Here is a 14315-nt window from a genome sequence, read left to right as displayed (position 1 = left end):
CTTGTCGGGCAGGTCACACGGCCTGGGCGGCGACGTAGGTGTCCCGCTTCTCCACGGCCATCTGGTACAGGCGGCCGGCGCGGTACGAGGAGCGCACCAGTGGGCCGGACATGACACCGGAGAAGCCGATCTGCTCGGCCTCCTCCTTCAGCTCCACGAACTCGTGCGGCTTGACCCAGCGCTCCACGGGGTGGTGGCGCACGGAGGGGCGCAGATACTGCGTGATGGTGACCAGCTCGCAGCCGGCGTCGTGCAGCTGCTTCAGTGCCTCGCTGACCTCCTCGCGGGTCTCGCCCATGCCGAGGATCAGGTTCGACTTGGTGACCAGGCCGTAGTCGCGGGCCTCGGTGATGACCTTCAGGGAGCGCTCGTAGCGGAAGCCGGGGCGGATCCGCTTGAAGATCCGGGGGACCGTCTCGACGTTGTGCGCGAAGACCTCGGGCCGGGAGGAGAAGACCTCGGCCAGCTGCTCGGGGACGGCGTTGAAGTCGGGGGCCAGCAGCTCGACCTTGGTGCGGCCGGCCTCGCGGTCCGCGGTCTGCTGGTGGATCTGGCGGACCGTCTCGGCGTAGAGCCAGGCACCGCCGTCCTCCAGGTCGTCGCGGGCGACGCCGGTGATCGTGGCGTAGTTCAGGTCCATGGTGACCACGGACTCGCCCACGCGCCGCGGCTCGTCCCGGTCGAGGGCCTCGGGCTTGCCGGTGTCGATCTGGCAGAAGTCACAGCGCCGGGTGCACTGGTCGCCACCGATGAGGAAGGTCGCTTCGCGGTCCTCCCAGCATTCGTAGATGTTCGGGCAGCCGGCTTCCTGGCAGACCGTGTGCAGGCCCTCGCTCTTCACGAGCTTCTGCATCGCGGTGTACTCGGGGCCCATTTTCGCCCGGGTCTTGATCCACTCGGGCTTGCGCTCGATGGGGGTCTGGCTGTTGCGGACCTCCAGGCGCAGCATCTTGCGTCCGTCGGGTGCGACTGCGGACACGACCGGCTCCCTAGCGATTGATTCTTCGGCGTTCTTCAGGGTACGCCCGTTGATTTGTTGGTCGGCGTCGGAGCTGGCCTTGCTGGGGGCAGCCGCCCCCAGGTCCCGTCCGGCGTATGAGGACGAGCTGGATCTATGCCGCCGGGGTCGTCTCGATCACCCTCGGCTTCAGATCCGCGTGGCCCAGGACCTCGGCCAGGTGGCGCTCCACGACCGGCAGCACCTCGTCGATGGTGACCTCGCGGCCCAGCTCGTGGGAGAGGGAGGTGACGCCCGCGTCGCGGATGCCACAAGGGATGATCTTGTCGAAGTTGGACGTGTCCGGGTTCACGTTCAGGGCGAAGCCGTGCATGGTGACGCCCTTGGCGACCCGGATGCCCATGGCGCAGATCTTGCGGTCCTCGCGGCGCTGGCCGGCGTTGGAGGGGGCGTACTCGGGGCCGTTGAGGCGGGGGTCGAACTCGTCGTCGGTCAGCCGGGGGTCGAAGTCGAGGGAGAGTCCGCCCAGCGCGGGGCGCTGCTCCACCGGGTCGCCGAGGACCCAGACGCCGGCCCGGCCCTCCACGCGGCTGGTCTCCACGCCGAACTCCGCGCAGACCCGGATCATCGCGTCCTCGAGACGGCGCAGGTGGGCCACGACGTCCACCGGGCGCGGGAGCTTCTGGATGGGGTAGCCCACCAGCTGGCCCGGGCCGTGCCAGGTGATCTTGCCGCCGCGGTCCACGTCGACGACCGGCGTGCCGTCCAGGGGGCGCTCGTCGTCGGCGGTGCGCCGGCCGGCCGTGTAGACCGGGGGGTGCTCCAGGAGCAGAACGGTGTCGGGGATCTCGTCGGCGAACCGTGCCGCGTGCACCCGGCGCTGCTCGTCCCACGCCTCCTGGTACTCGACGGCGTCCGCTCCGAACCCCATACGGACGAACCGCACCTCACTCACGGCAAGCGCCTCCCTCGGTGACGGGCATGACAGGCGCGTAGCGCGCCCAAGCCACTGTACGTCCGGCCCTCGCGCGTCAGCGTCGGGGTCAATCCTCACACGATCGGATGAATGAAGGTCGAAGTGTGCGATCGACTGCTTACGCTCAGCTACATTCGCGCCGTTCACGAGGCCATAAGGGCTGCTCACAGGCAATCCGGGCACTTCAGGGCCCGGAAGGCAGGAGACCGCACCGCACCATGACGGAACGACCCGCGCAGCGCACCCCCAACCGCCAGCTCGCCGCGCTCATCGCAGAAGCGGGGTTCTCCAACGCGGGTCTGGCCCGTCGAGTGGACCAGCTCGGCCTCGAACACGGCCTCGACCTCAGATACGACAAGACCTCCGTGACCCGCTGGCTGCGCGGGCAGCAGCCCCGGGGCACCACCCCGGCCCTCATCGCCGAGGTCTTCACCCGCCGCCTCGGCCGCCGCCTCACCGCCCAGGACCTCGGCCTGGACGCCTGCGCCCCCGTCTACGCGGGCCTGGAGTTCGCCGCCACCCCCGAGGAGGCCGTGGACATCGTCAGCGGCCTGTGGCGCAAGGACTCCGGCAGCCACGCCGAGCTCCGCAAGATCGCGTTCACCCCGGCCGGGCTGGTCGTCCCCAGCCGTGACTGGCTGATCGGGCGGGCCGACGAGAGGGTGGCCCGCGGCGAGGCGCCCGCCCCGCGGCCCGACCAGGCGGGCGCCCTCAGGGTGCCCGCCCAGGCCCGGCCGACGCCCAGGCTGCCCGCGGTGCCCGAGCAAGGGATGCCCGCCCTGCCCCGGCAGCGCGGCCAGGCCGAGCGCGGCCCCGGCCAGAAGGTCACCGGCGGCGACATCGCGGCGCTGCGCTCGGTCGGCGAGCTGTTCCGCACCCTCGACAACTCCTACGGCGGCGGTCACGCCCGCCAGGCCCTCGTGCGCTACCTGGAACACGAGTGCGAGCCGATGCTGCGCGGCACCTACGGCGAACAGACCGGCCGCCGCCTCTTCGGTGCCGCCGCCGACCTCACCCGGCTGGCCGGCTGGACGTCCTTCGACATCACCGCGCACGGACTCGCCCAGCGCTATTTCGTGCAGGCCCTGCGGCTCGCCCAGGCCGCCGGGGACCGGGCGTACGGCTCCTACGTCCTGGTCACCATGAGCCGCCAGGCCGTCTACCTCGGCCACGGGCGCGAGGCCGTCCAGCTCGCCCGAGTGGCCCAGCAGGGCGTCGGCAACAACGCCCCGCCCGTCGTCCAGGCCCTGCTGCACGCCGCCGAGGCGCGCGGGCACGGGGTGCTCGGCGAGGTGCGGGCCTGCACCGCCTCCCTCGTACGGGCCGAACGCGCCCTGGAAGCGGCCCGGCCCGGGGACGAGGTGCCGCACTGGGGGCGCTTCTTCGACGAGGCGCAGCTCGCCGACGAGTTCGGGCACTGTCACCGCGACCTCCAGCAGTTCCGGGCGGCCGCCCAGCACGCCGAACGCTCCCTCCAACTGCGCGCGCCCGGCTATGCCCGCAGTCGCCTCTTCTGCCGTGTCGTCCTCGCCTCCGCCCGTCTGGGCCTCGGCGAGCTCGACCAGGCCTGCCAGCTCGGCGCGGAGGCCGCGGGCCAGGCCGCCGAGATGCGGTCGGTGCGCGCACTCGAATACGTCCGCGACTTCGAACGCAGGCTGGAGCCCTACAAGGACGCGGCACCGGTGAGGGGGTACCGCGACAAGGTGGCGGCGCTGAGCTGACCCCGGCGCAGACCGGGCCCCCGGCCCGCGGTGCGTGACTTGGGCGGTCCCCGGCGCCGGCCGGGCTCCCGGTTCGCGGTGCGTGACTTGGGCGGTCCTCGGTGCCGGTCGGGCTCTCGGTTCGCGGTGCGTGACTTGGGCGGTCCTCGGTGCCGGTCGGGCTCTCGGTTCGTGGTGCGTGACTTGGGCGGTCCCCGGTGCCGGCCGGGCTCCCGGTCCGCGGTGCGGGCGGCTCGACGCTGGGCCGACCCCGGCGCTCACCGCGACCCCCGCCCCGTGCTGCTCGCCCCCCTCCGCCGCCGCGGCGTCCGGCCACGGCGGGAGAGACCGGCGGTGCCGAGCAGGCCGTGAGCGGGTCGCTCAGGCCGCCCTGGGGACACTGCGCGGCGGCTCGGCCGCATGCATCGAGCCCGCCGCGCCCAGGTCCGCCAGCAGTGCCGCCGCGGCCCGGTGGGCGGAGTGGAGGGCGCCCTGCACGGTGCTGGTGTCCCGGTGGTCGCCGCAGACGTAGAGGCCCGCCAGCAGCCGTACCGACCGGCGCAGGTCGTGCGGTGGGCGCATCGCCGGGACCGCCTCGGGGGTGTGGTGCACGGCGAGGGTCTCCCAGCGGGCGGTGGAGGTGCCGTACAGCCGCGACAGGTGCCGTCGCACGGCGATGTCGACCTCGGCCGGCGGCGCACCCAGGACGGTCGTGGACACCAGGGCCCGGCCCGCGGGCGCCCGGCTCGGGTCGACCTGGCTGACCACCGCCGTGTGCGCGACCGGTCCGCCCCGGTCCGCGTCCAGGAGCAGCGACGCGCCCGTCCCCGGCGGCTCGTCCGTCGTGTGGTGGACGACCGTCACGGGGTGGAAGTCCGGCACCCGCAGCCCGGGCAGCAGCGTCGCGGCGGTCCGCGCGTCCGTCGCCACCAGCACCGCACGGCACCGGAACTCACCGTGCTCCGCGGTCGCCACCCGGGTCGTGGCGACCGAGGTGACCCGCACCCCGGTATGCACGGTGCCCGTCGGCAGCGCCCGCGCGAGCAGCTCCGGCAGCACCTCCGCCCCGCCCTCCGGCACACACAGCCGCCCGGACGCGAAAGCGCGCAGGGCGAGGTCGGCGCACCGGCTCGACGTCGTCAGCTCCGGGTCGCACAACAGGCTGGCCAGCAGCGGGCGCAGGAAGCCGTCGACCGTACGGGCGGGCAGCCCGCGGGCGGCCAGCGCCTGGCTCGCGGGGGACTCGGGGCGGGTCAGCAGCCGTTCCACGGGCACCGTCGCGATCCGGCCGAGCGCGGCACCGAGCCGGGCCTGGTCGACGGCCGTGCCCCATGGAGCGGTGCCCGGACGCGCCGGGGCGGCGGGACCGGGCCGCTGCGGCGCGCGGGGGGCGCTTGCCAGGGCGCGCACCGCATGCAGTGCGCCCCGGGCGCCCCGGCCGGGCACCTGGGCGGCCACCCGGTGCCGGCGACCGTCACTGTGCAGGAGAACCCCCGGCGCGAAGGGACGCAGCACCAGCGCGTCGAGCCCCGCGGCCAGGCGTAGTTCGGGATACGCCGTGGACAGCAACTGGCCCACGCGGTCGAGGCGGAAACCGTCCACCTTCTCGGTCGCCATCCGGCCGCCCACGTAAGGGGCGGCCTCCAGGACGGCGGTTGTCACACCTGCGCTGTTCAGCCGATGCGCCGCCGAGAGTCCGGCCACCCCGGCTCCCACAATGACGACGTCTGCCTGGTACGCGGGCTCAAGCACGTGCCCCTCCTCGAGGTTGCGCGGCAGGTGGGGACGTGATGCCCCCACAGCCGTCCGGGATACCCGAGTTCGGATCGAGGTTAGGGCCGCGATCGGTCAAGTACAGTCGCGCATCGACAGGGCACGGTCGCACGGCGGTCGCATTCGGTCGCAGACGTTGTCACGCCGCCCGGATCGCGTCCTCGATCCCCGGGAACGCGAAAGTGAACCCGGACCCCAGCAGCCGCGTGGGCAGCACCCGCTGACTGCCCAGCACATCCCCGGCCATCTCCCCGAGCACACCCCGCAGCACCGGCGCCGGCACCGTGAACAGCGTCGGCCGGCGCAGTACCCGCCCCATCGCCTCCGTGATCTCACGGTTGGTCAGCGGCCGCGGAGCGGTCAGGTTGAACGGCCCCGACAGGTCGTCCCGGTCCAGGAGATGACGGATCGCCGCGACCTCGTCGTGCAACGAGATGTACGACCAGTACTGCCGCCCGTCGCCCAGCCGCCCGCCGAGCCCCGCCTGGAAGAGCGGGAACAGCTTCCCCCACGCCCCGCCGTCACGCGACACCACCAGACCGGTCCGCGTGAACACCGTACGGACGCCCGCCTCACGCGCGGGCGCCGCGGCACCCTCCCACTCCACGCACAGCGAGGGCAGGAAGCCGTCCCCGGGGGGCGCGCTCTCGTCGACCTCCCGCTGCCCGGTCTCCCCGTAGAAGCCCATCGCACTGCCGTTGATGAACACCCGCGGCGGCTCGTCCAGCGAGGCGACCGCACCGGCGAGCGCCGCCGTGCCCAGCACCCGGCTGTCCCGGACCCGTTTCTTGTACGCCTCCGTCCAGCGCCGGTCGCCCACCCCGGCGCCCGCCAGATTGACGACGGCGTCGCACCCGACGAGCCCGGCCGAGTCCACCGACCCGCCCTCCGGGTCCCACCGCACCTCGTCGGGCCCCCGGGGCGCACCGCGGACCAGCCGCACCACCTCGTGCCCGTCCGCGGTCAGGGACCGCACCAGTGCGCTGCCGATGAGACCGGACGCGCCGGCCACCGCGATTCGCCTGAGTTCCATGCCCCTATCCTGCCCGCACACCCCACCCCCCGCGGCCCGCCCGAAACTCCGTGGGTCGCTCCGGCCGCGCGGCCTACAGTGACCCCCATGCCCGAGCCCGCCGAACCTCGCATACGCGTCGCGCGCCCCGCCGACGAAGAACCGCTCGCCTCGCTGGACCGCGCCGCCTGGTCCCCGCTGCACGCGGTCATGCCCGAGCCCCAGCCGCCGTACCCGCCCTTCTTCGACGACCGCCACGCCCCCGACGACTACCTGGTCGCCGAGGTCGACGACCGTCTCGTCGGCTACGTACGGCTGGCGTTCCCCACGGGGCTCGCCGTCAACGCGCACGTCCGCCAGATCCAGGGCCTCGTCGTCGCCGAGGAGGCCCGCGGCCGCGGCGTCGGACGGGCGCTCATCCGCGCGGCCGTCGAGGAGTCCCGTCGGCGCGGCGCCCGCCGCCTCACGCTGCGCGTCCTCGGCCACAACACCCCGGCCCGCAGGCTCTACGCGGCCGAGGGCTTCGTGGTGGAGGGCGTCCTGCCGGGGGAGTTCCTCCTGGCCGGCGAGTACGTCGACGACGTGCTCATGGGCCGGTCCCTGCTCTGAGGCGTCCGGACTCCGTCACGACGTGATCAGCCGGCCCGTGTCCACCGGCGCCGTCGCGTCCGCCGCCCGCTCGGCGTCGGGGGCGACCTCGTCCACCGTCAGGACGTAGCCCGTCTCGTTGTCGGACGTGGAGCGGGCGAAGACGACACCGAAGACACGGCCGTCGGTGGTCAGCAGCGGGCCGCCGGAGTTGCCGGGGCGGACGGTGGAGCGGATCGAGTAGATCTGACGGGTCACCGTCGCGTCGTTGTAGATGTTCTGGCCGGTCGCGTTCACCCGGACCGCGACCGTGGCCGCCTGCAGATTCAGGTCGCCGTCCTGCGGATAGCCCGCCACCACCGCCTGGTCGCCGCGCTTGGCCTCCCCCTGGAACCGCAGCACGGGCGCGCGCAGCTCGGGGACGTACAGCACGGCCACGTCCTTGTTCGGGTCGAACAGCACGACCCGGGCCTCGTACGACCGCCCTACGCCCCCCACGCGCACGGTCGGCCGGTCGATGCCGGCCACCACGTGGGCGTTGGTCATCACGTGCTGGGGGGCGTACACGAAGCCGCTGCCCTCGCGGCCCTGGTCGCCGGAGACGCCCTCGATCTTCACCGTGCTCAGCTTGGCGGCGTTCGTGGCGCTCGCCGTGACGCTGTCTCCGGTGGGCTTGGCGACCTCGGCGGTCGACTCGTTCTCGAACGGGTTGAAGACCTGCGGGAAACCCGCCTGCGCGAGCGCGGACGTGGCGTCGGAGAACCACGACGGCGTCGTGTCCGGCATCGCGTCCTGCACGGCCCCGAGCAGTTTCGAGTCCCGGATCGCGGACGTCACCAGCGGCGACGAGGACGCGCCCAGCACGCTCGCGGCCACCCACGCCACGATGAGCACGGCGACCGCGTTCGCCGCGGCCCCGCCGACGCCGTCGGCCACCCGCAGCGGGCCCCGGTCCAGCTCGCGCCGCAGCCGCAGCGCCAGCCGACCCGCGAGCTCGTGCCCGACCGCCGCCGGGACCAGCACGGTGAGCACCGCCGTCACCGTCGCCGCCGTCGTCCCGGGGGTGACCAGATCCATCATCCACGGCAGGATCCACACGCCGACCGCCGCGCCGCCCACGAACCCCGCGAGCGAGACACAGCCCGCCACCAGTCCGCGCCGGTAGCCGGAGCCCGCGTACGCCAGGATCACCAGCAACAGCAGGATGTCGAGCAGGTCCACGGAGCCGCCTTTCTCTAGGACCCCTTCATACGTGGGGGAGAGGCCCAGTGATCAGCCACGCGCGCGTGGCGACCGGAACCCGCCACGCGTGCGTGTACCTCGAAAAACGTCGCGGACCAGGACTTTGGTTCCACCGGGTGGCACAGCACACATCGCGGGCGCGGCGGATCGGACCGACAGTGGGACCATGCGTGTCCTCCGAAGAACGCGCGGGGCACACAGACGGCGTCCGGGCCGCATACCGGCCCCGGCGCTGGTGCTCCTGGGCTGCCTGCCCGGCCTCGCCGCCGTCGCCGCGCTGGTGCTGTGCGCCGACGGCGTCGACCGCGCGGTGACGGCCACGGTGACCGCCCGCCCACGCCCGGCCCGCGCGGCCGCCCCCCACCCGGCAGCGAAACCGCCCATCGTGCCCCGCACGGCCTGGCTGGGCGATGCCGCCCGCCCCCAGCCGCCCCCGCGCTACGACGACGAGATCGTCGCCGTCTTCGTCCACCACACCGACTCGCCCAACGGCTACGACTGCGCCGACGTCCCGCGCATCATCCGCGACCTCTACACGGGCCAGACCGGCGCCCGCGACTGGGACGACATCGGCTACAACTTCCTCGTCGACCGCTGCGGCACGATCTACGAGGGCCGCGCCGGCGGCGTCGACCGCGCCGTCACCGGCGCCCACACCCAGGGCTTCAACCACCGCACCGTGGGCATCGCCGCGATCGGCACCTTCACGGCCGGCATCCCCGTCCCCCGGAGGATGACCGACGCGATCGCCGCGGTGGCCGCCTGGAAACTGGGACCCGCCGACATCGACCCCCGCACCCGCGTCCGCCTCACCTCGAGCAACAGCGGCAGCCGCTACGCCGCCGGACGCGCCGCCACCCTCCCCGCCCTGGCCGGTCACAAGGACGGCTACATGACGAGCTGCCCGGGCGCCGCTCTGGCGGCCCGCCTCCCGGAGATCAGGGAGAAGGCGGCCCGACTCCAGGGCAGGACGTCCACAGCGACGCCATAGGCGGCACGCAGGCTCCTCCGATCCTCGCGCCCTACGGTCATGGACAACACAGACCGACCGGAGGGCGGGGACCATGAGCGACAGCCGTACGCACACCACGAACGCGACGGAGAAGGCGGCCCGCCGGCCAGGGACCGCCCGCGGGCCCTGGGCGGTGATCTGCGCCGTCGCGACGGTCGTCCTCGGCCCCGCCGCGGTCACCGCGTCCGCCCTCGACCAGGCCAACGCCGCGCCGATGCACCACGCGGTCAGGGCGGACCAGGCACAGGCCTACATCCCCTCGGACACCGTCCGCAGGCGCGCCGAGGCATGAGGAACCGAGCGGCTCAATCCCGGAAGCGGTCCCAAAGCTTGGGGTAGCGCTCGGCCAGTGCCCGTTCGTTCTCGAAGTCGAGGGGTGCGCCCTCGGGCTCCGGGGCCGCGGGCGGGATGCCCAGATCGGGCGCCACGGTACCGGTGAGCTGCTCGTACGCCTCGTCCGCCGCGTAGCCCAGCTCCTCACCGTCGCCGTCGACGTCCTCGTCGAAGTCGTCCAGCAGGTCGGCCAGCGAGTCCGGATCGTGCACGGCACCCTCGTACACCTCGCGGCCCTGGCCGATCAGCCAGCAGCGGAAGAAGTCGAAGGCGTCGTCGCTGGCCCCGTCCAGCAGCACCCACGCCGCGCCCCACAGGTCCCAGGTGTAGCCCCGGTTGTAGCGGGCCTCGAAGTGACGGGCGAAGTCCAGGATCGACTCGGGGTCCAGCTGGAGCAGCCGCTCCACGAGCAGGTCGGCCTGATCCTCCGGGTCGCCCTCGGCGGCCTCACGGCTCGCGTCCACCAGCTCCCAGAACTCCGTCTCGTCCATCACGGGTCAAGCATCGGACTTCCGGGGGTGGGGCGCACCCCGGAGTGCACGGGATTGTCACATGCCATACGCCCGCGCGAGCCGCTGCGCGTCCTCGGCGAACCGCCGGCGCAGCGTCCGCGGGGCGAGCACCTCGGCCTCCGGCCCCAGCGCCGTGAGCTGCGTGTGGGCCACCTCCTCCGACTCCACCCCCAGCGTCACCGTCACCCACCCCTGCGCGTCGGCCTCCTCCGCGACCGCGAGGGCGTCCCGCGCGGCCACCGGATCGACGACGTACGGCAGCCGGTCCACGCCGGTCGCCGAGAGCCGTACGACGACCTCGGCCCGCATGATCGACCGCGCGAACCGCTCGGCCTGCTCGGCCCAGAACACCGGCAGATCGAAGTCCTGGTCCCGCTCGAACCGCCTGTCCAGGCCCGCCAGGCCTTCCAGCGCCTCCACGGCGACGAACCGGTCGATCCGGTACATCCGAAAGGAACCCACGCCCACCGCACCCGCACCCCCGCCCACCGAGCCCACCGCACCGGAGTCGGCCGCGCCGGAGCCGGCCGCACCCGTGCCCGTCGCATCCCAGCCCGCTGCACTCGCGCCCGCCGTACCCGTGCCTGCGGTACCCGAGCCGGCCGCGCCCGGGCCCGCCGCACCCGCGTCCGCCGCGCCGGAGCCGGCCGCACGCGCGCCCGTCGCATCCCAGCCCGCTGCACTCGCGCCCGCCGTACCCGTGCCTGCGGTACCCGAGCGTGCCGCGCCCGAGCCCGTCGTGCCCGGCGCGCCCGAGCCCGTCGTGCCCGCCGCGCCCCTGTCGGCGGCACCCGCACCCCCGCCCGCCCCCTCCGCCACGGCCCGCGCGCACATGTACCAGACACCCGCCTTCAGCACGAGCCCGTACGGCTCCAGCTCCCGCTCGACCTCGGCCTCCCCGCGCCGGTAGCGGGCGCGGATCGGCCGGTCGTCCCACACCGCGTCCGCGACCGCGGGCAGCAGCGGGGGCGTCTGGGGCTCCTGGAACCAGGCCGGCGCGTCCAGATGGAACCGCTGCGCCGCCGTCCGCGGGGCGTCCCGCAGGGAGGGCAGCAGCGCGGCGGACACCTTCAGCCGGGCCGCCGAGGCCGCGTCCTCCAGCCCCATCTCCCGCAGCGCCCCCGGCACCCCGGACAGGAACAGCACCTCGGCCTCCCCGCGCGCGAGCCCGGTCAGCCGCGTCCGGTACCCCCCGACCAGCCGGTACCCCCCGACCCGCCCGCGGTCCGCGTACACCGGCACCCCCGCCTCCGACAACGCCTGCGCGTCACGCGTCACGGTCCGCTCCGACACCTCGAGCTCCCGCGCGAGCTCGGCGGCGGTCATGGAGGGCCGGGACTGCAGGAGGAGCACCATTTTGATGAGCCGGGCGGCACGCATGGGTTCATGATGCCGGGGGCCACTGACAACGAAGGGGTACGGCGGCAGCCGTACCCCTTCATCGCACCTCAGCCCTTACAGGCCGTAAAGCCCTTACAGGCCGTACTTCTCCCGCGCTTCCTTGACGGACGTCGCCTGCACCTCGCCGCGCCGGGCGAGCTGGGCCAGCGCCGCCACGACGACGGACTCCGCGTCGACGCCGAAGTGGCGGCGGGCGGCCTCGCGGGTGTCGGAGAGGCCGAAGCCGTCGGCGCCGAGGGAGGAGTAGTCCTGCTCGACCCACTGGGCGATCTGGTCGGGGACCTGGCGCATGTAGTCGGAGACCGCGAGCACCGGGCCCTCGGCGCCCTGCAGCACCTGACGGACGTAGGGGATGCGCTCCTCGCCGCGCAGGAGTGCCGCGTCGGCCTCCAGGGCGTCACGGCGCAGCTCCGTCCAGGAGGTCGCCGACCAGACGTCCGCGGCCACGCCCCACTCCTCGGCGAGCAGCCGCTGCGCCTTCAGCGCCCAGTGGATCGCCGTACCGGAGCCGAGGAGCTGGATCCTCGGGGAGTTGGCCGCCGGCGACAGACCCGCCGACTCCGCCGTGTTGAAGCGGTACAGACCCTTGACGATGCCCTCGTCGACACCGGCGGCGGCCGGTTTGGCCGGCTGCGGCAGCGGCTCGTTGTAGACGGTGAGGTAGTAGAAGACGTTCTGGTCCTCACCCGGAGCCGCCTCGCCGTACATGCGGCGCAGGCCGTCCTTGACGATCGTGGCGACCTCGTACGCGAACGCCGGGTCGTACGTCAGCGCGGCCGGGTTGGTCGCGGCGATCACGGGGGAGTGGCCGTCCGCGTGCTGGAGGCCCTCGCCGGTGAGCGTGGTGCGGCCCGCCGTCGCGCCGACGAGGAAGCCGCGGCCCAGCTGGTCGCCGAGCTGCCACATCTGGTCGGCCGTGCGCTGCCAGCCGAACATCGAGTAGAAGATGTAGAACGGGATCATCGCCTCGCCGTGCGTCGCGTACGCGGTGGACGCGGCGATGAAGTCGGCCATCGAACCGGCCTCGGTGATCCCCTCGTTGAGGATCTGGCCGTTCTTGGCCTCCTTGTAGTACATCAGCTGGTCGCGGTCGACCGGCTCGTACGTCTGGCCCTTCGGCGAGTAGATGCCGAGGGAGGGGAACAGGCTCTCCATGCCGAAGGTGCGCGCCTCGTCGGGGACGATCGGCACCCAGCGCTTCCCCGTCTCCTTGTCGCGGACCAGGTCCTTGATGAGGCGGACGAAGGCCATGGTGGTGGCGACGTTCTGGGAGCCCGAGCCCTTGTCGAAGGAGGCGAACGCCTTCTCCGCCGGGGCGGGCAGCGGGGCCACCGGGTGGACGCGGCGGGCCGGGGCCGGGCCGCCGAGGGCCGCGCGGCGCTCCTGGAGGTAGCGGACCTCGGGGGAGTCGGTGCCGGGGTGGCCGTAGGGGACGACCCCGTCGACGAACTGGCTGTCGGAGATGGGGAGTTCGAGAAGGTCACGCATGTTCTTGAACTCGTCCACCGTCAGCTTCTTCATCTGGTGGTTGGCGTTCTTCGACGCGAAGCCCTCACCGAGGGTGAAGCCCTTGACGGTCTGGGCGAGGATCACGGTCGGCGCGCCCTTGTGCCCCAGGGCCGCCTTGTAGGCCGCGTACACCTTGCGGGCCTCGTGGCCGCCGCGGGAGAGGTGGAAACACTCGAGGATCTTGTCGTCGCTCAGCAGCTTCGCCATCTCGACGAGCGCCGGGTCCTTGCCGAAGAAGTCCTCGCGGATGTAGGCGGCGTCGCGCGTCTGGTACGTCTGCACCTGGGCGTCGGGTACCTCGCGCAGGCGGCGTACCAGCGCGCCCGTGGTGTCCAGCTGGAACAACTCGTCCCAGGCGGAGCCCCACAGGCTCTTGACGACGTTCCAGCCGGCGCCGCGGAACTGGGCCTCCAGCTCCTGCACGATCTTGAAGTTGGCGCGGACCGGACCGTCGAGGCGCTGCAGGTTGCAGTTGATGACGAAGGTCAGGTTGTCCAGGCCCTCGCGGGAGGCGAGTGCGAGTGCCGCCGTGGACTCCGGCTCGTCCATCTCGCCGTCGCCGAGGAAGGCCCAGACGTGGGAGGCGGAGACGTCCTTGATACCGCGGTTGGTCAGATAGCGGTTGAAGCGCGCCTGGTAGATCGCGGAGAGCGGGCCGAGGCCCATCGACACCGTCGGGAACTCCCACAGCCAGGGCAGGCGCCGCGGGTGCGGGTAGGAGGGCAGGCCGTTGCCGCCGGCCTCCTGGCGGAAATTGTCGAGGTGCGTCTCGTTCAGCCGGCCGTCGAGGAAGGCGCGGGCGTAGATACCGGGGGAGGCGTGGCCCTGGATGTAGAGCTGGTCACCGGAGCCGTCCCCCTCCTTGCCCTTGAAGAAGTGGTTGAAGCCGGTCTCGTAGAGCCAGGCGGCGGAGGCGAAGGTGGCGATGTGGCCGCCGACGCCGTGTTTGCTGCCCCGGGTCACCATGGCGGCCGCGTTCCAGCGGTTCCAGGCCGTGATCCGGGCCTCCATCGCCTCGTCGCCGTCCACGGCGGGCTCGGCGGAGGTGGGGATGGTGTTGACGTAGTCCGTCTCGAGGAGCTTCGGCAGCGCGATGCCGGCGCCCTCGGCGCGTTCCAGCGTGCGGCGCATCAGGTACGCGGCACGGTGCGGCCCGGCCGCCTTGGCGACGGCGTCCAGGGAGGCCTGCCATTCGGCGGTCTCCTCCGGGTCCCGGTCGGGGAGCTGGTCGAGCGCGCTCGGCTGGATGGCGTTGGGGTCGGTCATGTCGCCGCCTTCCTCAGTCGAAGGGGGTTCCCT

General features: G+C 73.2%; 12 protein-coding genes. 4 read left to right on the top strand and 8 right to left on the bottom strand.

Annotated features, from left to right (window positions below; genetic code table 11):
* Window positions 1–13: 13 nt before the first annotated feature.
* The gene (lipA, locus tag IG99_RS02355) at window positions 14–979 is read right to left on the bottom strand and encodes a lipoyl synthase (protein ID WP_037669076.1); all 966 of its coding nucleotides are present in this window, start codon (window positions 977–979) and stop codon (window positions 14–16) included.
* A 133-nt stretch (window positions 980–1112) separates the two neighbouring features.
* On the bottom strand, window positions 1113–1913 hold the full coding sequence (gene lipB, locus IG99_RS02350) for a lipoyl(octanoyl) transferase LipB (protein WP_037669074.1): 801 nt from the start codon (window positions 1911–1913) through the stop codon (window positions 1113–1115).
* Window positions 1914–2152: 239 nt separating this feature from the next.
* On the opposite strand from lipB, the gene IG99_RS02345 reads away from it, so the two are divergent.
* On the top strand, window positions 2153–3655 hold the full coding sequence (locus tag IG99_RS02345; protein WP_037669071.1) for a hypothetical protein: 1503 nt from the start codon (window positions 2153–2155) through the stop codon (window positions 3653–3655).
* A gap of 360 nt (window positions 3656–4015) precedes the next feature.
* Here the strand turns inward: IG99_RS02345 and IG99_RS02340 are convergent, their stop codons facing one another.
* Window positions 4016–5386: an NAD(P)/FAD-dependent oxidoreductase gene (locus tag IG99_RS02340; protein ID WP_037669069.1), complete on the bottom strand. Its 1371-nt coding sequence runs from the start codon at window positions 5384–5386 to the stop codon at window positions 4016–4018.
* 160 nt (window positions 5387–5546) lie between these two features.
* Window positions 5547–6440, bottom strand: coding sequence for a TIGR01777 family oxidoreductase (locus IG99_RS02335; protein ID WP_037669066.1), 894 nt, complete (start codon window positions 6438–6440; stop codon window positions 5547–5549).
* Between the two features lie 87 nt (window positions 6441–6527).
* On the opposite strand from IG99_RS02335, the gene IG99_RS02330 reads away from it, so the two are divergent.
* Window positions 6528–7028: a GNAT family N-acetyltransferase gene (locus IG99_RS02330; protein WP_037669063.1), complete on the top strand. Its 501-nt coding sequence runs from the start codon at window positions 6528–6530 to the stop codon at window positions 7026–7028.
* 15 nt (window positions 7029–7043) lie between these two features.
* Here IG99_RS02330 and IG99_RS02325 read toward each other — a convergent pair whose 3' ends face one another.
* Window positions 7044–8228, bottom strand: a complete 1185-nt coding sequence (locus IG99_RS02325) for a MarP family serine protease (protein ID WP_037669061.1) — start codon at window positions 8226–8228, stop codon at window positions 7044–7046.
* 187 nt (window positions 8229–8415) lie between these two features.
* Between IG99_RS02325 and IG99_RS02320 the strand changes: the two genes are divergently transcribed.
* Both IG99_RS02320 and IG99_RS02315 read left to right on the top strand, forming a co-directional pair.
* On the top strand, window positions 8416–9240 hold the full coding sequence (locus tag IG99_RS02320; protein ID WP_078947491.1) for a peptidoglycan recognition protein family protein: 825 nt from the start codon (window positions 8416–8418) through the stop codon (window positions 9238–9240).
* Window positions 9241–9313: 73 nt separating this feature from the next.
* Entirely contained in the window at window positions 9314–9553 is a 240-nt protein-coding gene (locus tag IG99_RS02315) for a hypothetical protein (protein ID WP_037669059.1), read from the top strand.
* 13 nt (window positions 9554–9566) lie between these two features.
* Here IG99_RS02315 and IG99_RS02310 read toward each other — a convergent pair whose 3' ends face one another.
* The 3 genes from IG99_RS02310 to aceE all read right to left on the bottom strand — a co-directional run bounded on the left by IG99_RS02310 (window position 9567) and on the right by aceE (window position 14282).
* Window positions 9567–10085, bottom strand: a complete 519-nt coding sequence (locus IG99_RS02310) for a DUF4240 domain-containing protein (RefSeq protein ID WP_037669057.1) — start codon at window positions 10083–10085, stop codon at window positions 9567–9569.
* A 57-nt stretch (window positions 10086–10142) separates the two neighbouring features.
* Window positions 10143–11486 (bottom strand): helix-turn-helix transcriptional regulator, encoded by a 1344-nt coding sequence (locus IG99_RS44960; protein WP_078947490.1) that lies wholly within the window; start codon window positions 11484–11486, stop codon window positions 10143–10145.
* A 93-nt stretch (window positions 11487–11579) separates the two neighbouring features.
* Window positions 11580–14282 carry a pyruvate dehydrogenase (acetyl-transferring), homodimeric type gene (gene aceE / locus IG99_RS02295; RefSeq protein WP_037669055.1) on the bottom strand — a complete coding sequence of 901 codons (2703 nt, stop codon included), beginning with the start codon at window positions 14280–14282 and terminating at the stop codon, window positions 11580–11582.
* Between the last annotated feature and the right edge of the window lie 33 nt (window positions 14283–14315).

The sequence above is a fragment of the Streptomyces griseus subsp. griseus genome (genome assembly GCF_000720255.1).
Taxonomy (GTDB): Bacteria; Actinomycetota; Actinomycetes; order Streptomycetales; family Streptomycetaceae; genus Streptomyces; species Streptomyces griseus_I.
Note: the sequence above shows the minus strand (reverse complement) of the source record. Positions and strands in the feature narration are given on the sequence as shown.